We start from the raw sequence: 19496 nt of genomic DNA on the forward strand, positions 1-19496 counted from the left end.
CCCCCCCCCCCCCCCCCCCCCCCCCCCCCCCCCCCCCCCCCCCCCCCCCCCCCCCCCCCCCCCCCCCGTCCCGGGGTCACTCCCCGGGGGCGTCGCCCTGGCCCATCGCGTCGTCGACCGTGGTCTCGCCGTCGGTGCGGCCGCCGCCGGCGCGCTCGGGCTGCTGCCCGACGCTCGCGTGCGAGCCCTCCGGCTCCTGGTCCTGCCGTCCGGCGTCCGTCGGCTCACTCATCGCGTCCTCCTCGTTCCGGGTCGTCCCCCCGGGGTGCCCCGGCCGGTAGTCGGGCACACCCCCGCTCGTCGAGGGGGTTGAGCGGCGCAGCCCGGGTACCACAGGGGCACAGGCCCCGGGCGAGACGGTCCCGGCCCGTCCGACCGCCAGGGAGCCGCCGTGGTCACCACCGCCGTCCCCGTGTCCGAGATCGACCAGCAGATCGCCGAGGCCCACCGAGACCTCGGCGTCGCACGATCGGCCTTCGCCGAGTCGCCGAGCATCGCCGCCTTCACCGCCTGCCAGGCGGCCGAGGCCCGCCTCAACGAGTGGCTCGAGGCGCGCTGGGCACGCACCCGCCCGGCGGCCTGAGGTCGCGCGGCAGCGGGACCGAGCCGCGTCACGCCCTCCCGAGCCGCGCCAGCACGCGGGTGGCCCGGTCGGCGTCCGCGGGCGCCTCGACCGCCGGCGCGCAGATGCCCTCCATGTAGAGCGCGTCGCCGAAGCCCTCCACCCCCTGCTCGATCCGGTCCAGCTCCTCGTCGGTGAAGCCGGCCTCGACGCCCGTGGACCGCGCCACGTCCCAGCGGTGCACCAGCATGTCCCAGACGTAGAACTGCTCGAACGCGGCACCGACGGTCGTCGGCCCGAAGAAGCCGTCGAACGCGGCGCCGGCGACGGCGTCGTCGGCGATGGCCGCAGCGACCCGCCGGGCGTGCTCCCGCCAGGCGGCGGCCGGGTCGGCGTCGACGTCGGGCTGCTCGCCCAGCTCCACGCCGCGGCCGGTCAGGAACCCCCGCTGCGTCTCCACCATGTGCCGGACGACGTCCCGCGCCGACCACCCCTCGCAGGGTGACGGTGCGGTCCACGCCTCGTGGGGGACGGCGTCGAGGACGGCGTCGAGGACGGCGGTCAGCGGCCGGTCGGCGGCCTCGTAGGAACTCGCGGTGTCGGTCATGGCCGAACGGTAGGCAGCACGGCAGGGTGCGGTCTTGATGAAACCCGACACGCCCCCGGCGGCGCCGCTGGACGCCATCGACCGCGCCCACCTGCGCGATCCCCGCGACGCGTCCCACGTGATGCACCGGTACCCGGTCGACCCCGAGTTCGCCGGTCTCCTCCAGCGGTTCTGGATCCCGGTCTGGTCGGTGGCTCCCGGGCAGGAGGCGCCGCAGCGGGTCCTGCAGTACCCGGTGGCCCTGCTGGTCGTCTCACCCGGGTACGCGCGCTTCTACGGCGTCGTCTCGGGGCTGTCCACGACCACCCTCACCGGGCAGGGTTGGGCGGTCGGGCTCATGTGCGCCCCCGCGGCCGGGTACCTCGTGGCGCGGACGCCGATGGCCGCCCACACCGACCGGCACGTCGACCTCGCCGAGGTCCTGGGTGCGGAGGGGACCCGGCTGACCGGCCGCGTACGCGCCGCCATGGCCCCCGACCCGGCCTCGCCGGCGGCGCACCGGGCCGCCATGGCGGCCTTCGCCGACGCGCTGCGCCCGCTGCTCCCCGTCGACGCCGAGGGCGACCTGGTCAACCGCGTGGTGGCCTTCGTCGAAGAGGACGCCGGGGTGATCCGGGTGGCCCAGGTCTGTGCGCGGTTCGGCCTGTCGGAGCGGGCGCTGCAGCGGCTGGTGCACCGCCGGCTGGGTCTGACGCCGAAGTGGCTCATCCAGCGCCGCCGGTTGCAGGAGGCGGCCCAGCGGCTCCGTGCCGGCTCCACGACCCTCGCCGAGGTGGCCGCCGTCCTCGGGTACGCCGACCAGCCGCACTTCAGCCGCGACTTCGCGCGGGTCACCGCGATGACGCCCCGCGAGTTCGCCGCCCGCTACGCCGGCTGACGCCGGAGCCGGTCCGCCCTCAGTCGGGCAGCAGCCGACGGAGCACGCCCTTCGCGGTGGCGACGGTCCGGTAGGACTGCACCAGCCACGACCCGCAGACGATGTTGGCCCCGGCCAGCGCCGGGACGGCGAACTGCGTCACCCGCTGGCGCCGCTGCCACTTCGCGAGCTCCTCCGGGGTCCCCGCGGTCGGCAGGGTGGCGTCCTTGACCTCGACCGGCGTACCCCGCTGCTCGAGCTCCTCCGCCACCTTGCCGATGCGGCTGCCGGTGTAGGCGGCGTACGCGGTCGCGCCGGCGCCGGCCACGGCCAGCCCCGCCTTGAGCGCACCGACCGTCGCGAAGCCCTGCTGCAACGCCATCCGGCGTCCGCCGACCTGCGTGAGCCGCAGGCCGGCCAGCAGCGTGGCGGCGATGCCGCCCCACTGGGCGGGGGCGTACCGGCCCCAGGCCGAACTGGCCACCCGGATCCGGTCGATGCCCTGGCTGAGCTCGCTGCCGGACTTGTTGACCCCGGCGATCCCCATCACCGCGCCGCCGAGCCAGAGGGCGGAGCCCAGGTCGTGCACCGCCTGGGCGAGGAAGTGGTTGTCGCTGCCTGTCGTCATGGGTCCCCCTGGCTCGGTCGGCGTCCCGGATCCCTGCCCGGGCCCTACCCCCGTGCGGCCACCGGGTAACTGCCGGCCGGCCTCACGAGGCCAGCGCCGTCCAGAACGCCGCCCGGACACCCGAGGCGCCCCAGGCGTTGGGCTCGATGACCCGGCAGAACCACGACGCCCGGTCCGGCGGGCGCGCCTCCGGCCGCGCGGGGTCCCCGGCGAGCAGGCCGTGGCCGCGGAACTCCTCGGCTATCTCGGCGACACGGACGCCGTGCCGGCCGGCGGTGGCGCGCAGCGCGTCGTTGAGCTCGCCGAGCACCGCGACCGCGTCGGGCCAGGGCGGCAGCCCCATCCGCGCCGCGTCGCCGGTGCCGTCGCTGGGGTCGTACACCGTGCCCAGCACGATCCGCGCCCCCGGCGCCGAGAGCCGGGCGATCTCGGCCAGCGCACGGTCCGCGGCGGACGCCACCCGGGCGACCGTCGCCCGCGCCGCCGCCGTGTCGCCGTACGCGCCGAGCAGGTCGTTGCCGCCGATCGTCACGGTGACCAGCGACGGGCGGGTCCCCAGCGCCGCCAGCCGGGGCAGCTGCACGTCGAGGAGGGTGCGGGTGGTCGCGCCGTCGGTGGCCAGCATCGTGAAGGCGGTCGCCGGGTCCGCGGTCACCAGGTCGCGCCCGCGCCACTCGGGGAAGTCCTCGTCGCGGTTGGCGAACAGCAGGCTGGCACCTCCCCGGCCGGGACCGCCCGCGTAGTCGTCGATGGAGATGGAGTCGCCCAGGGCGACGTACCCCGGGCCTGCGCCGTCCGCCATGTGCCGTCCTCCGCCCGTCGTCCGTGACCGCTACAGCAGGCGGACGTCGGCCTCCACGGCCTCGAACGCCTTGCGGGCGGCGATGAGGACCGGGTCCCACACCGGCGCGAACGGCGGGGCGTAGGAGAGGTCCAGGGAGAGGATCTCGTCGACCCCCATCTCGTTCCAGATGCAGATCGCCAGCGCGTCGATGCGCTTGGCCGCCGCCTCCTTGCCGACGATCTGCGCGCCCAGCAGCTGGCCGCTGCGCCGCTCGGCGATCATCTTCACCCGGATCGGCTGGGCACCGGGGAAGTACCCGGCCTTGGTCGTGGAGTCGACCGAGGCGGTGACGTAGGAGTACCCCGCCGCGGTCGCCTCGGCCTCGGACAGGCCGGTGCGCGCGGCCTCCACCTCGCAGACCTTGGTGATCGCCGTGCCGATGACCCCGGGGAACGTGGCGTACCCGCCGCCGATGTTGATCCCCGCCACCCGGCCCTGCTTGTTGGCGTGGGTGCCCAGCGCCACCACCACCCGCTGGCCGGTGAGCCGGTGCCGCGACTCGACGCAGTCCCCGGCGGCCCACACGCCCTCGGCGTCGGTGTGCATCCGCACGTCGACGGCGACGCCGCCGGACACCCCGAGCGGGATGCCCGCCTCCCGGGCCAGGCGCACGTCCGGCCGCACACCCAGGCCCAGGACCACCAGGTCGGCCGGCAGCTCCTTGCCGCTCGCGGTGACCACCGCCCGGGCGCGGCCGCTCCGGTCGACCTCGATGGCCGCGACCGGGTCGGACATCACCAGCTCGATGCCCTCGCTGCGGACGGCGTCGGCGATGAACTCCCCGACGTCGGGGTCGAAGGTGCCCACCGGCGTGGCCGAGCGGTCGACGACGGTGACCTCCAGCCCGCGGATGCGGCAGGCCTCGGCGATCTCCAGGCCGATGTAGCCGCCGCCGACCACGACCACCCGGCGGACGTCGCCACCCTCCAACTCCGCCCGCAGCGCCACGCCGTCGTCGAGCACCTGGACGCCGTACACGCCGGCGGCGTCGATGCCCGGCACCGGCGGCCGCATGGGGACGCTGCCGGTCGCGTAGACCAGCTCGTCGAAGGGCTCGGTGCCCTCCCGGCCGCCGTCGAGCTCCCGCCAGGCGACCACGCGGCGGTCCAGGTCGATCCCGACGACCTCGGTCCGCATCCGGACGTCGATGCCCGCGGCGCGGTGCTGCTCGGGCGTGCGGGCGACCAGGTCCGCCTCCGAGTCGACCGCGTCGCTGATCCAGTACGGGATGCCGCACGCGGAGTAGGACGTCGCCCGCCCCCGCTCGAACATCACGACGTCGAGGCCCCGCTGCCGCTTCTTCGCCTGGGAGGCGGCGCTGCCACCGGCTGCGTCCCCACCCACCACCACCACCCGCGTGCCCACGTCCGGGAACGTAGGCGACCCGGCGGGCGGTCGCCGCTCGAGGCCGTCCCGACGAGGGGTGCGCGGGGCCGGACGCGGGTAGCGGGGCGGTGCGCCGGCTGCCGGAGGAGGACCCCGATGACCCGCACGGTGGCCGGATCCGTCGTCGTCCTCACCGGGGCGTCCAGCGGCATCGGGCTGGCCACCGCCCGCGCGTTCGCCGGCGCCGGCGCGCGCCTGGTGCTGGCCGCCCGCGAGCAGTCGCGGCTGGCCGCGGCCGCGGTGAGCTGCACCGCCCTGGGCGCCGAGGTGCTCCCCGTGCCGACCGACGTCACCGAGGCCGCGCAGGTCGAGCGGCTGGCCGAGGCGGCCGTGGCGCGGTTCGGCCGCATCGACGTCTGGGTGAACGACGCCGGCACCAGCCTGTGGGGACCGTTCGAGGAGATCCCGGTGGGGGTGCACGCCCGGCTGGTGGAGGTCGACCTGCTCGGGGTGCTGCACGGGTGCGCGGCCGCGGTCCCCCGCATGCTGGCCGCGGGCGGCACGGGCGTGATCGTCAACGTGGTGTCGATCGGCGGCCGGCTGCCCGCGCCGTGGGCCGCGAGCTACAGCGCCGCGAAGTACGGGGTGGCCGGCTTCACCGACGCGCTGCGCGCCGAGCTCGCCGTCCGCTCGCGCGTCGCCGTGTGCGGGGTCTACCCGGCCTTCGTCGACACCCCCACCCCCCTGGCGTCGGGCAACTGGACCGGCCGGGCGCTGCGGCCGGTGCCGCCGGTCGTGCCGCCCGAGCGCGTCGCGCGGCGGATCGTCGGGCTCGTGACCCGCCCACGGCGCTCCGTCCGGGTCGGGGCCCTCAACGGCGTCGCCGTGCCCTACGCGCTGGCCCCCGACCGGGCCGTGCGCCTCGCGGCGCGGCTGGGCCGGCGGTACCTGCTCGGCTCGGGTCCTCCCGCGCCCCCGGATCCCGGTGCCCTGTTCGGCCCGGTGCCGGGGCCGGCCGAGCCCCGCGGCGACTGGGGCCGGCCGCAGCGGCGCCGGGCCCGCCTCGCCGCGGCGTCCCTGGCCCTGGTCGGCGCCGCGGCGGCCGCCCGCCCGGCCCGCCGACGGCTGCGGTGACCCCTCACGGGCCGTGGGTCAGCGCGGGCCGGGGGTCAGCGGGGCCCGGCGCCCGGCCGGCTGCCGGCGCTCCCCGCGGGGACCTGCCTCTCCGCGTGCCGGCCGGTGCCCACGGGGGTGGCCGGGAGGCGGAAGGCCAGGACGGTCAGCAGGACCGCCGTGACCGAGACCAGGCTGAGTGTCACCGTCTGCAGCACCCGGTCGCTCGCCGTCTCGAGCACGTCGAGGTGCTGCTGGTGGTAGAGCTGGTGGGGCAGGTAGGCCACCACCGCCGCGAGGCCGGTGGCGCGGGCCAGCCACACGCCGCCGGTCACCAGCGCGACCAGCGCCAGCACCCCGAAGCCCAGGTTGCCCTGGCCCACGTCGCGCAGCAGGTGCTCGTTGTAGGGGCCGTCGACGTCCACCCAGTGCCGGCCGAGGCCGGGGAAGTCGTCGAAGAAGGAGCGCGGCGCGAACGCCTGCCAGGCGCCGACGGCCAGGCCGTAGAGCGCGAACCACGCCAGCAGGGCGGTCACGGCACGGCGCACGGGACACCTCCTCGGGGTGGGGCCGGGCTCCGGCGGTGCGTGCCCGCCGGGTGCACCCGATGGTCCCGTCGACGTCGCCGGGACGAAAGACGCTGCGCCGCGGCAGGGTGACCGGCGACCGGGCACCGGGTAGGAGCCCACCCATGACCTCGCCGCCCCTCCCCGGTCCGCAGCCGCCCTCGCCCGCCCCGTCGCCGATGGACCCGGTCTCGCCGCCCGGTCCGGCGCCGGTGCCGCAGCCGGGTCCCACCGACCCGACCGCCCCTCCTCCGGAGGGCCCGCCGCCGGTCTGAGCGCCGCGACGAGCGCCCGCTGGCCCGACAGCCCTGACGACGCGGCGGCCGAGCAGCGGCGGCTCGGGGCGCTGCGGCCCCGGGCGTGGACGCCGGGCGCGGGCCCTCCGCTGGTCGCGGCGGCCGTCGCCGTCTCCGCCGCCGACGGAGAGCGCTGCTGGGCCGCGGCGGTGTCAGTGTGCGGAGGGCAGGTGCTCGCCGCGCGCGTCGTCGAGGGGACCCCTGCCGCGCCCTACGTCCCCTCCCTGCTCGTGGTGCGCGAGGGCCCGCTGCTGGCCGGGGCCGTCGAGGGGCTGGGCGTCTCCCCCGACGTGCTGCTGCTCGCCGCCACCGGCCGGGACCACCCCCGCCGCGCCGGCCTCGCCCTGCACCTGGGTGCGGTGCTGGACCTGCCCACCGTGGGCGTCACCGACGTCCCGCTGCTGGCTCGCGGTCCCGCCCCCGGGCCGCGGCGGGGGGACACCGCTGCGCTGCTGCTGGACGGGGAGGAGGTCGCGCGGTGGGTCCGGACCGCGACCGGGGTCCGCCCGGTGGTCGCCGCCGCGGCCTGGCGCACGACCGCGGCCACGGCCGCCGACGTCGTCCTCGCCACGGGCACCGGGGTGCGCACGCCGCAGCCGCTGCGGGAGGCCCGCCGCCTCGCCCGCGAGACCCGGGCCGGCGCGGTGCGCTGACCGGCTCAGGCCCGCCCGTTCTCGGCGACGCCGACCGTCCGGCAGGCCAGGTGGAGGGCCAGTCGCTGCTCCGGGTCCTGCAGGTCGACGGCGAGCAGCTGCTGGATGCGGGCCACCCGCGCGGCGACGGTGTTGCGGTGCACGCCGAGCACGGCCGCGGTCTCGGCGATCGAGGACTCCGCGTCCAGGTAGGCGCCCAGGGTGGCCAGCAGCTCCCCGGGCTGCTCCTGCAGCGGCTCGAGCAGGGTGCGGGCGGCCGGCTGGAAGGTGTCGGTGCGCGTCCAGGCGAGCAGCAGCTGCGCGAGGCCCAGGCGGTCGACGTGCACGAACCGGCCGGTGTGCGGCCGGGCCGCGGCCAGGCGGCTGGCGTCGGAGGCCTCCGCGAGGCTCCGGGGCAGCCCGCCGGGCCCGGGGTGGGCGCGCCCGACGCCCACCTGCGTCTCCACCACCGCGGTGAGCTCGCGCTGGGCGCGCCGCAGCGCCGCCGCGTGCGCCTGGACGTCGGCGGCGCTGGGCTCCAGCGGCATCGTGGTCCAGGCCGACCACCCGTCCTGGGCCTCCACGACCACCGCCCGGACGCCCTGGCGGTCGAGGGCGGCGACCACCTCCGGCCGCAGCCCGACGGTGTCCACCTCGCCGGTGACCCCGATCCGGGCGGCGATGTGCCACCCCTCCAGCGACCAGCCGGCCGCCACCGCTCGCCGCCGGGTGGCCACGCTGAGCTCGCCGCCGGCGTTGAGCACCTCGCCGAGCAGCGCCGTGCGCGCGCGGGCGTCCCGCTCGACGGCCAGCCGGCGCACCGCCAGTCGGTGGCCGACGCCGATCGCCGCCACCCCGAGCGCCGCCGCGACCGCGGCCTCCTCCGCGGCCAGCGGCGTGGTCAGGGTGGCCGCGGCCCACGCCGTCGTCCGCCCGCCCGGCACCGCGACGGGGGCGGCCAGCACGACCGCGCCGGAGGGCAGGGGCACCCGCGCGTCCTCCCCGGGGGTGCGCCGGGTGCTGAGCGCCGCGCCGAGGGCGGCCCGGTCCTCCTCGGTGCGGGGGCCCTCGCCCGCGGTGACGTGCCCGCTGGCGTCGAGCAGCGCCACCGGCCGGCGCAGCACGCGGTGCACCTCCCCGACGAGGTCGGCCACGGTGCCGCCCGCCCGCCGGCAGGCCATCGCCGTCCGCAGCACCGACCGGGCGCGCACCTCCTCCGGCCGGGACAGCAGGGAGCGGGCGGCGAGGCCGGACTCCAGGGGGTCCGGGCCGCCCACGACCGGCAGCCCGAGCCGGTCGGCGAGGGCCTGCGTGGCCCGGCGCAGCGGCTCGACCCCGGGGACCAGCAGGGCGGCGGCGCCGGCCGCTCGCACCCGGCGGACGAGCACGTCCAGCCGCCAGTCGGCGCGGTCGAGGCCGTCGAGGACGACGACCAGCCGGCCGGGGCAGGCGTCCTCGGGCACCTCGGGCCCGGGGACGACGCTCACGCCGGAGAGGGCCCGCGCCGGGTCACCGGTCAGGAGGCGGACCCCGCTCCACTCCGGCGCCGCGAGCAGGCCGGCCAGCGTGGCCTCCCCGCCAGGAGTGCTCACGCGCCCTCCATGAGCACCGGGTCGCAGTCGATCCCGAAGGCCCGCGGGCCCACCCGCGCCAGGTGCCCGGTGCGCAGCCACCACGCCGGCCCGGGGAGGGCCAGGACCACCACCTCGTTGCCGGTGCGCACCGTGTCGACGGCGAGCGGCCGGCCGGTCCGCCGGTCCAGGGCGCAGAGCAGGTCGGGGCAGGTGACCACCGGCTCGCCGTCGCGCAGCGCCACCAGGAACTCGTTCTCGGACTCCAGCCGCAGCACCGCGCCGTTCCCGGTGTCGACCACGGTGACGCTGCCGCGGGCGAACCCGCCGGACACCCCGTGCCGGTCGACGTCGACCACGCGCCCGGAGGCGAGCACCCGGCCGCCGAGCGCTCCGGCCAGCGCGGCGCGGTCCGGCGTGGAGGGCAGGCGCCCCGCGGCCCGGCCGAGGGCGGCCGCCCGGGCCAGGCCGCCGGTCACGCAGGTCGCCGGGATGTCGCGCGCCGCGACCGGCGGCAGCGCCAGCGCGGCCCAGCCGCCGGACTCGGCCAGCATCGCCCGGATGCTGCGCTCGAGCCCCGGCGCGGCCGCCCCGTCGACCAGCAGGGTGCGCCCGCCGGGCTCGCGCACCACGCAGGGCGTCATGGGCTGCCCGCAGGCGGCCCAGGTGAACTGGTCGAGCCGGGGCAGCGCGCGGCCCATGAGGTCGGCGTCGACGAGGGGCAGGCCGAGGTCGAGGGCGGCCACCGCGCCGCTGAGCCCGTTGAGGCCGCCCACCTCGAGGTCCATCACCGCCGCCGGGCGCCGTCCGGTCCACCGGGAGACGGCGGCCACGGCCTGGGCGAACTCGGTGCCGTCCGGCAGCTTCTCGGCGAAGACCCGGGTGGCGCCGATGACCCCCACCGGGACGACGGGCGCGTCCCCGAGGTCGCCGGGGTCCAGGACCGGCAGCGAGCCGCCGTCCAGGCCCCGGCGCAGGACGTGCGCGAGCATCCCCGCGTCGCCGCCGCCGCCGGAGCCCAGCAGGGAGACGCCCAGCTCCAGCGGCGGCACGTCGGCCGCCGTGAGGCGGCGCAACGCCGGTGCCGACCGCATGCGCAGGATCGTGCCACCCCCTCGGCCGGCGACCGGTCGCGCGCCCGGGCCGGCCGCCTGCTCAGACCGGGCCCGCGCCCACCGGGTCGGCGTCCTCCGCCCGGCTCTCGACGGGGCGGAACTCCTCGTCGAGACCGAACGCGGACGGGCCGAACGTGGCCAGTGCCTCGGGTGTCCGCATGAGCTCCGGCGTCGAGATGCCGACGACGGTCACCCGCTGGCCGTAGCGCAGTCCCTCGGTGGTGATCGGCTCGGCGGTGTCGGCCTCGAGGACCACGATCAGGTCGGGCACCAGGCAGCGCACCACCCCGTCGACCGTCGCGACCAGGTTCTCGTTCTGGAAGGCGATCTCCAGGACCGAGTCGCCGCCCTCGCCGCGGAACCTCGCGCGGCCGCGGGCGAAGCCCTCCACGGTGCGCCGCTCGACGTCGACGACCGTGCCCCGGAACAGCACCCGGAGCTGGCTGTAGAGCGTCGGGGCCAGCGCGTCGCGCAGCGCGGCCACGGGGTCGCGGTGCTCCGCGCGGGCCTCCCGGATCGCCGTCCCCAGGGACAGCGCCAGGGAGATGGTGCGCGGGACGGCGGTCCGGCGGACCTCGGCGCCGGTCATGGCGTACTCGGCGATGTGCCCGACCCCGCCGAGGCGGATGGTGATCGCCCGGGCGAAGGACTCCATCCGCCGGTTGTCCGTGCCGGTGTCGATGATCGCCGTCTCGTCGTTCTCGCCGGCGATGGCCAGGGGCGAGCCGCGGACCCCGTAGACGGAGAAGGTCTCCATCTGCAGCTCCGGGAAGGCCCGGCCCATGCCGTCGGCGTCGACCACCGGCAGGCCGGTCCGGGCGGCCACCAGCAGCGGGATCATCGAGTTGATGCCGCCGCACTCGATCGGCATGGTGGCCTGCGCCGTCCGGCCGAGGTGCCGCTCCAGGGCGCGCAGCGCGGCCACCGGCTCGGTGCCGCGGGGGATCTTCTCGACGACGACGGTGGGCGCCCCCATCTGCGCGGTGGGGATGACCAGGGCGTCGTCGTCGACCTCCTCGGGGTCGAGGACGGTGACCGGGCCGCTCCCGGCCATGGCCTGCTCGACCAGGAGGCGGCCGATGAAGGGGTCGCCACCGCCCCCGGTGCCCAGCAGGGCGGCGCCCCGCGCGAGGTCGGCGAGCTGCCCCGGCCCGAGCTGCCAGCTCATGCCGGGACCGCCCGCACCGGCTCGGTGTCGTAGCCGAAGTACCGCGGGCCGACCAGCTCCAGGGCCGCGGCGCTGTGCCAGCGCGGGTCGCACGGGGCCGCCAGCACGGCGACCCGCTGCCCGAACCGCAGCGACTCGGTGGTGATCGGCTCCCCGGTGTCGGCCTCCAGCACGATGATCAGGTCCGGCGTGGTGGCCTCGATGACGCCGTCGCGCTCGGCGATCAGGTGCTCGTTCTGGAAGTGCAGCACCATCCGGTGACCGGCGTCGGCGCCGGTCCCCTCGACGACGCCCTCGCCGCGGGCGAAGCCGGTGGCCGTGCGGCGGGCGACGTCGACCACCTTGCCGGTGTGGACGACGCGGCCGCCGAGCACGCCGGTCACCGCGGCGACGGGGTCGGCGTGCGCCTCGCGGGCGGCGGTGATGGCCCGGCCCACCTCGGTGCACAGCGACAGCGTCCCGGGCACGTAGTTGTCGCGGAGCTGGCTGCCGCTCATGGCGTAGAGGGAGACGATCGTCGAGCAGCCCATGTCGATGGTGGCGGTGCGGGCCAGCCGCTCGGCCCAGTGGTTGGAGATGGTGTCGAGGACCCCGCGGTTGCCCTTCTCGTCGACGATCGACATGGGCGTCGCCGCGATGCCGCCCAGGGTGGGCAGCACCATCTGCAGCTCCGGGAAGGCCCGGCCCATGCCGTCGCCGTCGACCAGCGGCAGCCCCAGCTGGGCCGCGGCGACGAAGGGGATGGTCGAGTTGACGCCGCCGGCCTCGATGCAGGCCAGGTGCGTGGGCGTGCGCCCGAGGTAGGTCGCCAGGGCCTGCACGGCCGTGCCGACCTGGTCCGACGACGGCAACTTCTCCACCATCACGGTGGGGGCGCCCATCATCGCGACCGGGACGACGACCGCGTCGTCGGGAACCTCCGCCACGTCGACCAGCGACACCGGGCCGTGCTCGCGCAGCGCCGCCTCGGCGAGCAGCCGCCCGACGTGCGGGTCGCCTCCTCCCCCGGTCCCGAGCACCGCCGCCCCGCGGGCGAGGTCGGCCAGGTCCTCGTGGGTCACCTTGCGCATCGTCAGCCCTCCATCCGCAGGTCGCCGACGGCCTTGCAGCGGATCCGTGTCGCGTTGCCGGGCAGGTACGGGATCGGCACCTCGTCGAAGTCGACCACCTGCACCGACGAGGGGTCGGCACCGGCGGCCACGGCCCGGTCCACCGCCTCGGCGCGGGCCTGCTCCACGACGGCCTCCCGGCGTCCGGGCTCGATCGCGAAGATGCGGTCCACCTCCCCGCCCACCTGGGCGATCGCCGCGCCGATGGCGTTGGCGACGGCGTAGTTCTCCGGCCGGTGCACCGCGCCGAGGCCGGGCAGCTCGTCGGGCAGCAGGATCGAGCCGCCGCCGACCGCGACGACCGGGAGCGGCTCGGGCGAGGTGCGCATGCGCTCCACGACGTCGGCGACGTCCACGGCGACCCGCTCGAGCGCCCGGCGGGCCAGGTCGAGGTCGACCGAGCGGACCCGCTCGGGGTCGCCGATCACCGCCCGGCCGGCGGCGACCGCGACGTCGGTGGCGGTCAGCGTCTGCCCGCCGAAGACGAGCGCGTCCTGGATGAGCCGGTACCCGACGGAGTCGGGGCCGACGGTCACCCCGCCGTCGTCGCGGACCAGGCTGCCGCCCCCGATGCCGACGCTGAGAACGTCGGGCATCCGGAAGTTGGTGCGGATGCCGGCGACCACGACCTCGGTGGTGGCCTCCCGCGGGAACCCGTTGGTGAGGATCCCGACGTCGCTGGTGGTGCCGCCGACGTCGATGACCGCGCAGGTGCCCAGGCCGGAGAGGACCGCCGCCCCGCGCATGGAGTTGGTCGGGCCCGAGGCGAAGGTCGCGACCGGGTAGCGCCGGGCGTAGTCGACGTCCATCAGCGTGCCGTCGTTCTGGCTCAGGTAGATCGGCGCGGTGATGCCGTGGCCGCTGACCGACTTGGCCAGGCCCTCGACGATGCCGGTGGCCAGCTCGCGCAGCGCCGCGTTGATGATCGTGGCGTTCTCCCGCTCCAGCAGGCCGATGCGGCCGATCTCCGACGACAGCGAGATCGCCACCTCGGGGCCCAGCTCCTCGGCCAGCACCGCCGCGGCCCGGTGCTCGAACTCGGTGTTGACCGGGGAGAACACCGAGGAGATGGCCACGCTGCGCACGCCGGAGGCGCCCATGTCCGCGGCGTGCCGGCGCAGCTCGTCCTCGTCGAGCTCGGAGATGTGCCGTCCGTCGAACTCGTGCCCGCCGTGGGCCAGGTAGGACCGGCCCCTCACCGCGTCCACCAGCCGCTGCGGCCAGTCGACCATCGGGGGCAGCGAGGCGGTGGCCGGCAGGCCGAGCCGCAGCGCCGCGGTCGGCGCCAGCCGGCGGCCCTCGACCAGCGCGTTGATGAAGTGGGTGGTGCCGATCATCACCGCCCGGACGTCGGCCGGGTCGAACGCCCGCTGGCCCTGCAGCCCGTCGAGCGCGCCGACGATGCCGCTGGTCACGTCGTCACTGGTCGGCGCCTTGACCGCCGCGAGGACGGTGGACCCGTCCATGAGGACCGCGTCGGTGTTGGTGCCGCCGACGTCGATGCCGATGCGCACTGTGGTTCTCCTCCTGGGTTCCGGCTCAGCCGGCCGTCGACGACTCGGGGGTGGCGGTGTGCACGCGCGGGCCCGCCAGGTCGCGGGTGTAGGAGACCCCGACCCCGCGGACGAGCCCCAGCTTGCCCGCGACCACGTACAGGACCATCGCGACCACCAGCGAGTTGATCGACGGCAGACCCCAGGTCACGAACTTCCCGACCAGCGCGCTGAGCAGCCAGATGACGAGGGTCGCGGGCACCCACGTGGGGGCCTCGTCGGGCACCGCGCCGCGGGCCCGGGACTCCTCGAGCGCGCCGCGCCACTGCCGCACGACGAAGTACTCGGCGACCATGATCCCGGCGATCGGCGGGAAGGCGACGCCGAGCAGGGTGAGGAAGTCGGTGAAGCGCTGCAGGATGCCGCCGGCGGCCAGCAGGCTGCCGACGACGCCCACGGCGAGGGTGACCGCCGCGCGGTTGACGTGCCGGCCGAAGACCGCGCCGACGAAGTTCACGATGCCCAGGCCGGAGCTGTAGAGGTTCCAGTCGTTGATCTTCAGCGTGCCCAGGATGATCACGAGGGTGCCGACCCAGCCCACCGACGAGGTGACGATCGTGATGATGTCCGCGGACTGCACGGCGTGGGCGAGCAGCACGCCGGACAGGCCGATGACGTACTCGCCGAGGGTGATGCCCACGACGGTCTGCTTGACGACGTCGGCGGTCGACCGGTTGAAGCGGGTCATGTCCGGGGTGATGACGGCGCCGACGATGAACGCGCCCGCGACCAGCGTCGTGCCCTGGAGCAGGGACAGCTCCGGGCCGGGGGGCGGGGAGGTGACCAGCGCGCCGATCTCGACGTCGAGCAGCGCGGAGACGATGGACCAGCCGACGAGGAGGACGAACGCCGGAACGGTGATGTAGGCGACCCACTGCATCGAGCCGAAGCCCCAGAGCACCACGAGGGTGACGGCCAGGCCGAAGACCAGCGACCACGCCCAGACCGGCAGGACGCCGACCAGGGACACCAGCCCCTCGGCGGACACCGCCGACTGGATGCCGAACCAGCCGATCAGGCTGATCCCGATCGCCAGGCCGACGAGGGACGAGCCGCCGTGGCCGAAGCCGGACCAGCGGGCCAGCAGCGAGGTCTGCATGCCCTCACGGGCGCCCATCACGCCGACGAAGATGGCGACCACCTCGAGGATGACCGCACCGAGGGTCAGGGCCCAGAAGGCCTCCCAGAACCCCATGCCGAAGCCGAGCGTCGAGCCGAGGAGGAACTGGCTCAGGGCCGAGATCTGCCCGAAGCGCTGCACCGCGACCGAGCGCCAGGAGTAGCGCGCGTCCTGGGGGACGCGGCCGAGGGCGTAGTCGTCCGTGCCAACAGCAACCATGGGGGCCTCCGGGTGGGCGTGGGAGGCCCGCAGGCTATGGAGGCATCCCGCTCCCGGTCACTGTGCGGACCGCCTGGTCGCCGGTCGGCCGCTGTTCAGTGTGCACAGCGGAACCCCGGGGCCGGGGACGGCGGCGCCCTCAGTCGCTCCGGTCCTCGTCCTGGTCGATGATCGTCTGCCGGCGTGGCAGGACCCAGAGGACGACCCTCTCGGACGTGGTGGCGGCAGTGCTCAGCCGGCGGGGACCCGGGGCACGGGCCGGACGTCGCGGGCGCCGGAGAGCTCGTGCCCGGCCTCGCAGACCAGGGCCAGGTGCACCGGCTCGCCGCACTCGCGGTGCCGGAGCTCCAGCGGCGCGTCCCCCTCCCCGGCCAGGTACCGGTCCCCCCACTCCATCAGCGCGACCAGCGCCGGGTGGAGGTCGACCCCCTTCTGCGTGAGCCGGTACTCGTGCCGCTGCCGCTCCCCCTGGGCCTGGTAGGGCACCCGCCGCAGGATCCCCTGGTCCACCAGGGTGGCGAGCCGGTCGGTGAGCACCGCCCGCGGCGCGCCGAGCACACGCTGGAAGTCGGCGAAGCGGCGCACGCCGAGGAACGCCTCGCGCAGCACGAGCAGGCTCCACTTCTCACCGACGACGGCCAGCGTGCCCGCGACCGAGCACCGCGACCGGTCCCACACGGCTGCGCTCACGAGGCCAGTCTACCCGGCTGGGTTCACTTGACGAACTCACTCGACCGGAGCAGAGTTCGGTTCTCGAACTCAGGGAGGTCGGGATGGACATCGGGCTGGCCACCAGGCCGGTGCGGGAGGACGACGGGCCGCGGTTCTGCCGGCTGTGGAGCCGGTTGTCGCGCGAGACGGTCTACCGCCGCTTCCACGCGCCGCTGCACCGCCCGCCGGCGGACGCGCTCCCCCGGCTGGTCGCGGTGGACCACGACCTGCGCGAGGCGCTGGTCGCCGAGGTGGGCGGCGAGGTGGTCGGGGTGGCCCGCTACGACCGCTCCCCCGCCGACCCGGCCACGGCCGAGGTCGCCGTCCTCGTCGAGGACGGGTGGCAGGGCGTCGGCGTCGGCCGCCAGCTCCTGCGCGAGCTGGTGGAGCTGGCGGCACGCCGCGGGGTCGCGACCCTCACCGCCGACGTCCAGGTCGACAACGACCGCGTCGTCGGGCTGGTCCGCCGGCTGCTGCCGGGCGCGTCCCTGAGCGCCGCGGACGGCGTCTACGCCGTCTCCGCCCCCGTGCCCCGCGTGTCGGCCCTCGCCGGGGCCTGAGCCCCGGAGGGAGTGCCGCATCCCGGGCGGCTCGCCGCCGACCCGAGCTCCCGGTACAGCCGGGCCAGGTCGGGCAGCTGGTAGTGGGCGTTGAGCCCGCTCGGGTTCGGCACCACCCAGGTGTGCGCCCCGCCGATCCGCTCGTCCTGCCGGCCCAGGACCGCCCGCGGCCGGCCGAAGCCGGTCCGGTAGGCACCGACCCCGAGGACGGCGAGCACCCGCGGCCGGTACCGCCGGACCAGGTCGGCCAGCGCGGCAGCGCCCGCGCGCAGCTCGTCGGGGGTCAGCTCGGCCGCCGTCCGGGTGGGCCGGTCCACCAGGTTGGTCACGCCGAGGCCGTACCGGGGCAGCTCGCCGTCCTCGTCGGGCGTCATCCGCCGCGGGGTGAGGCCGGCCAGGTGCAGCGCCGGCCAGAAGCGGTTGCCCGGCCGGGCGAAGTGGTGCCCGCGCGCCGCCGACAGCAGCGAGGGGTTGATGCCGCAGAAGAGGACGTCGAGGTCGGGCGCGACGACGTCCCGCAGCGGCTTGCCGGGCACCAGGGGAGGCTAGCCCCGGGGCCGCGGGCACGGGGTCGGGACCTCCGGCCGCTCGCGGACGGCGGGTCGCCGGGCCAGGGTCGGTCCATGACCGTCGACGACCGGCTGCGCGAGCTCGGCATCGAGCTGCCCGAGCCGATGAGCCCCCGCGCCAACTACGCCCCGGCCACGTGGGCCGGGGACCTGCTGTTCCTCTCCGGCACGGGACCGGTGCGGCCGGACGGGAGCCTGCTCACCGGCAAGGTCGGCGAGCGCGGGCTGGACCTGGACACCGGGCGGGAGGCCGCGCGGCTCGCCGGTCTGCAGGTCCTCGGCCGGCTCCGGGCGGAGCTCGGCGACCTGGACCGGGTGCGGCAGGTGGTCAAGCTCTTCGGGATGGTGAACTGCGCGCCCGGGTTCACCCAGATCCCGGCCGTGGTCGACGGCTGCTCCGACCTGCTCACCGACGTCCTCGGCGACGCCGGCCGGGCGGCCCGCTCCGCGGTGGGGATGGCGGAGCTGCCCTTCGACATCGCCGTGGAGGTCGAGGCCGTCGTCCTCGCCGCGCCGCGCTGAGACGCGCGACGGGGCGCCTCCTGGAGGAGGCGCCCCGTCGCCGGAGGTGCCTCACCCCGCGGGCGCGAAGGCGTCCTCGCCCACCCGCGGCCGACCAGGTCGGCCCGGACGTCCTCGACCTCGCCCGCCGGGCCCGCGCCGCCGTCGACCCGCTCGGGATCATGGCCCGCGGCGTCCTGTGACGGGGGGCCGCCCCTCCTCCCCGGGCTGCCGGGGCCGGGCCGCGCCGGTCGCCGCAGACTGGAGCGGTGACCGACGTCGAGGAGGCGTTCGGCCGGTTCGTCGCCGCGGAGCGGCCGGCGCTGCTGGCCGAGGCGCTGCGGCTGACCGGCGACCCCGGCCGGGCCGAGGACGCCGTGCAGGCGGCGCTGTCCCGGGTGCACCGCCGCTGGGGCCGCGCGGGCGTCGACCCGCGCGCCGCCGCCTCCGCAGCGCTGGCCGACGCCGCCGGGCGAGGGCGCGGCGGCGGGCAGGTGCTCGAGTCCCTCGACGCCGCACCGCCTCCTCCGGTCGTGCCGGGGAGGTGGCGCCTGGGCACCGCCGAGGCGGTCGCCGACGCCGTCTCCCGCAGCCGTCGGTCCCGCCGGCTGCGCGCCGCGGCGGGGACGGCGGTGGTCGCGGTGGCCGCCGTCGCCGGACCGCTCGCCCTGCGCGGCCCGGAGGCCCCTGCCCCGGCCCCGGCCGCCGCGGCCCCCTCCGACACCGCCGTCCTGGCCGAGCCGACCCGCGGCACCCTCGCCGGCGACCGCGCGTACGTCGACGCCCTCCGGCGGCTGGACTGGGGGCCGCTGGTGCCACCGCCGGAGGACGAGCGGCAGGTCGTCCTGGCCACCGACACGCCCGCGGGCCGGGTGGCCCTGGTCGCGGGGACGGTGGACGAGGACCTCCGGGGGGTGTGGCTCACCGGGCCGGTGGGCGCCGCGGCCGGCGAGCTGGTCGCGCACGTGCCCCAGCACCTGGGGCCGGGCCGGCCGGTGTCGCTGCTGGTCGGCGACCCGGGTGCGGCCACGCTGGTCGTCGTCGCCGGGCGGGACGACGCCGTCGAGGTGTCCCCGCGACTGCAGGTGGGCCCCCGCGGGACGGTCGGCCGCACCTACCGGCCGGTGGACGACGTCGACGGCGTGGCGGTCGTCCCGGTGGGGACCCCGGCGGTCGGCGCCGCGCTCAGCGTCCGGGTGGTGCGGGACGGGCGGCCGGTGCACCGCTCCGGGGTCGACGTCTCCACGGTCCCCGAGCCCGCCGCTCCCCCACCGGGCCCGCTCGAGCCCCTGCGCCCGTCGCCGGTCCGGCCCGCGCCCGCCGCCGTCGCGGCCGCGCTCGCGGAGGTGGCGGTCCCCCTGGGCGCCGAGCCGGCGGCGCTGGAGCCGCAGCTGCTCTGGTCGGGCCCGGTGCCCCTGGAGGGCGTGCCCGGCACGGTCGCCGTGGTCGTCGCGCGCAGCCCCGGCGGTGGGCTGGTCGTCACGACGTGGGCGGCACAGGTCGGGCCGAGCGGCACCGGCCGGGTGGTCCCGTGCGGGGTCTCCACCCCGCCCGGCAGCGCCGACGTGGCTGGCCTGGTCGTCGCCCGGGTCTGCGACCTGTCGGTGCCGGAGACCGAGCCCTCGGACGACGGCCGCTGGCTGGTGGTCACCGCTCCCGCGCCGGCCGCCGACGCCGCCGTGCTCGACGACCGCGGCGCCGTCCTGGGCACCGTGGCCCTGCAGGACGGCAGCGCGGTCGCGCTCCTGCCCGAGGGCGGGCGCACGGTCCGCATCCGCGACGCGGCCGGCCGGGCGGTCACCGACGTCCCCGTCGCCGCGGCACCGGTGACGCCCTTCGGCGACTACGGCGGCGGCCCGGTGCGCTGAGC

General features: G+C 77.2%; 21 protein-coding genes. 7 read left to right on the forward strand and 14 right to left on the reverse strand.

The features are described 5' to 3' along the window. Positions 1–76: 76 nt before the first annotated feature. Positions 77–232 (reverse strand): hypothetical protein, encoded by a 156-nt coding sequence (locus ACI79I_RS23460; protein WP_456994826.1) that lies wholly within the window; start codon positions 230–232, stop codon positions 77–79. Between the two features lie 159 nt (positions 233–391). Between ACI79I_RS23460 and ACI79I_RS23465 the strand changes: the two genes are divergently transcribed. Beyond that, a complete protein-coding gene (locus ACI79I_RS23465) occupies positions 392–583 on the forward strand; it encodes a hypothetical protein (RefSeq protein ID WP_456994828.1) in 192 nt (63 codons plus the stop codon). 28 nt (positions 584–611) lie between these two features. Here ACI79I_RS23465 and ACI79I_RS23470 read toward each other — a convergent pair whose 3' ends face one another. Beyond that, positions 612–1169 carry a TIGR03086 family metal-binding protein gene (locus ACI79I_RS23470; protein ID WP_456994830.1) on the reverse strand — a complete coding sequence of 186 codons (558 nt, stop codon included), beginning with the start codon at positions 1167–1169 and terminating at the stop codon, positions 612–614. A 37-nt stretch (positions 1170–1206) separates the two neighbouring features. Here ACI79I_RS23470 and ACI79I_RS23475 point away from each other — a divergent pair, with 37 nt between their 5' ends. Next, positions 1207–2046 (forward strand): helix-turn-helix domain-containing protein, encoded by an 840-nt coding sequence (locus ACI79I_RS23475; RefSeq protein ID WP_456994832.1) that lies wholly within the window; start codon positions 1207–1209, stop codon positions 2044–2046. A 19-nt stretch (positions 2047–2065) separates the two neighbouring features. Here the strand turns inward: ACI79I_RS23475 and ACI79I_RS23480 are convergent, their stop codons facing one another. The 3 genes from ACI79I_RS23480 to ACI79I_RS23490 all read right to left on the reverse strand — a co-directional run bounded on the left by ACI79I_RS23480 (position 2066) and on the right by ACI79I_RS23490 (position 4862). After that, the gene (locus ACI79I_RS23480; protein ID WP_456994834.1) at positions 2066–2653 is read right to left on the reverse strand and encodes a hypothetical protein; all 588 of its coding nucleotides are present in this window, start codon (positions 2651–2653) and stop codon (positions 2066–2068) included. Positions 2654–2735: 82 nt separating this feature from the next. Then, positions 2736–3455: an SGNH/GDSL hydrolase family protein gene (locus tag ACI79I_RS23485; RefSeq protein WP_456994836.1), complete on the reverse strand. Its 720-nt coding sequence runs from the start codon at positions 3453–3455 to the stop codon at positions 2736–2738. Between the two features lie 30 nt (positions 3456–3485). After that, complete coding sequence (locus ACI79I_RS23490) at positions 3486–4862, reverse strand: FAD-dependent oxidoreductase (RefSeq protein WP_456994838.1); 1377 nt, start codon at positions 4860–4862, stop codon at positions 3486–3488. A 117-nt stretch (positions 4863–4979) separates the two neighbouring features. On the opposite strand from ACI79I_RS23490, the gene ACI79I_RS23495 reads away from it, so the two are divergent. Continuing rightward, positions 4980–5957, forward strand: coding sequence for an SDR family NAD(P)-dependent oxidoreductase (locus ACI79I_RS23495; protein WP_456994840.1), 978 nt, complete (start codon positions 4980–4982; stop codon positions 5955–5957). A 35-nt stretch (positions 5958–5992) separates the two neighbouring features. Here the strand turns inward: ACI79I_RS23495 and ACI79I_RS23500 are convergent, their stop codons facing one another. Next, the gene (locus ACI79I_RS23500; RefSeq protein WP_456994842.1) at positions 5993–6484 is read right to left on the reverse strand and encodes a hypothetical protein; all 492 of its coding nucleotides are present in this window, start codon (positions 6482–6484) and stop codon (positions 5993–5995) included. Positions 6485–6887: 403 nt separating this feature from the next. Here ACI79I_RS23500 and ACI79I_RS23505 point away from each other — a divergent pair, with 403 nt between their 5' ends. Continuing rightward, positions 6888–7451, forward strand: a complete 564-nt coding sequence (locus ACI79I_RS23505; protein WP_456994878.1) for an endonuclease V — start codon at positions 6888–6890, stop codon at positions 7449–7451. Between the two features lie 5 nt (positions 7452–7456). On the opposite strand, the gene ACI79I_RS23510 is transcribed toward ACI79I_RS23505, so the two are convergent. The 7 genes from ACI79I_RS23510 to ACI79I_RS23540 form a co-directional block, all read right to left on the reverse strand. Continuing rightward, positions 7457–9022 carry a PucR family transcriptional regulator gene (locus tag ACI79I_RS23510; RefSeq protein WP_456994844.1) on the reverse strand — a complete coding sequence of 522 codons (1566 nt, stop codon included), beginning with the start codon at positions 9020–9022 and terminating at the stop codon, positions 7457–7459. Next, entirely contained in the window at positions 9019–10095 is a 1077-nt protein-coding gene (locus ACI79I_RS23515) for a DUF917 domain-containing protein (RefSeq protein ID WP_456994846.1), read from the reverse strand. Before ACI79I_RS23515 ends, ACI79I_RS23510 begins: the two co-directional genes overlap by 4 nt. A gap of 61 nt (positions 10096–10156) precedes the next feature. Further along, a complete protein-coding gene (locus ACI79I_RS23520) occupies positions 10157–11284 on the reverse strand; it encodes a DUF917 domain-containing protein (RefSeq protein WP_456994848.1) in 1128 nt (375 codons plus the stop codon). Beyond that, positions 11281–12354, reverse strand: a complete 1074-nt coding sequence (locus ACI79I_RS23525) for a DUF917 domain-containing protein (protein WP_456994850.1) — start codon at positions 12352–12354, stop codon at positions 11281–11283. Before ACI79I_RS23525 ends, ACI79I_RS23520 begins: the two co-directional genes overlap by 4 nt. A gap of 2 nt (positions 12355–12356) precedes the next feature. Further along, positions 12357–13907 (reverse strand): hydantoinase/oxoprolinase N-terminal domain-containing protein, encoded by a 1551-nt coding sequence (locus tag ACI79I_RS23530; protein ID WP_456994852.1) that lies wholly within the window; start codon positions 13905–13907, stop codon positions 12357–12359. Positions 13908–13932: 25 nt separating this feature from the next. Continuing rightward, entirely contained in the window at positions 13933–15285 is a 1353-nt protein-coding gene (locus tag ACI79I_RS23535; protein ID WP_456994854.1) for a purine-cytosine permease family protein, read from the reverse strand. Between the two features lie 231 nt (positions 15286–15516). Beyond that, on the reverse strand, positions 15517–15975 hold the full coding sequence (locus ACI79I_RS23540; protein WP_456994856.1) for a winged helix-turn-helix transcriptional regulator: 459 nt from the start codon (positions 15973–15975) through the stop codon (positions 15517–15519). 83 nt (positions 15976–16058) lie between these two features. Here ACI79I_RS23540 and ACI79I_RS23545 point away from each other — a divergent pair, with 83 nt between their 5' ends. Next, the gene (locus ACI79I_RS23545) at positions 16059–16556 is read left to right on the forward strand and encodes an N-acetyltransferase family protein (RefSeq protein ID WP_456994858.1); all 498 of its coding nucleotides are present in this window, start codon (positions 16059–16061) and stop codon (positions 16554–16556) included. Here ACI79I_RS23545 and mug read toward each other — a convergent pair. Further along, positions 16505–17092 (reverse strand): G/U mismatch-specific DNA glycosylase, encoded by a 588-nt coding sequence (gene mug / locus ACI79I_RS23550; protein WP_456994860.1) that lies wholly within the window; start codon positions 17090–17092, stop codon positions 16505–16507. The genes ACI79I_RS23545 and mug overlap by 52 nt on opposite strands. A gap of 87 nt (positions 17093–17179) precedes the next feature. Between mug and ACI79I_RS23555 the strand changes: the two genes are divergently transcribed. Continuing rightward, positions 17180–17647, forward strand: coding sequence for a RidA family protein (locus tag ACI79I_RS23555; RefSeq protein WP_456994862.1), 468 nt, complete (start codon positions 17180–17182; stop codon positions 17645–17647). A gap of 248 nt (positions 17648–17895) precedes the next feature. Further along, positions 17896–19494, forward strand: coding sequence for an RNA polymerase sigma factor (locus ACI79I_RS23560; protein WP_456994864.1), 1599 nt, complete (start codon positions 17896–17898; stop codon positions 19492–19494). Positions 19495–19496 lie beyond the last annotated feature (2 nt).

This window comes from Geodermatophilus sp. SYSU D01105, from assembly GCF_054050095.1.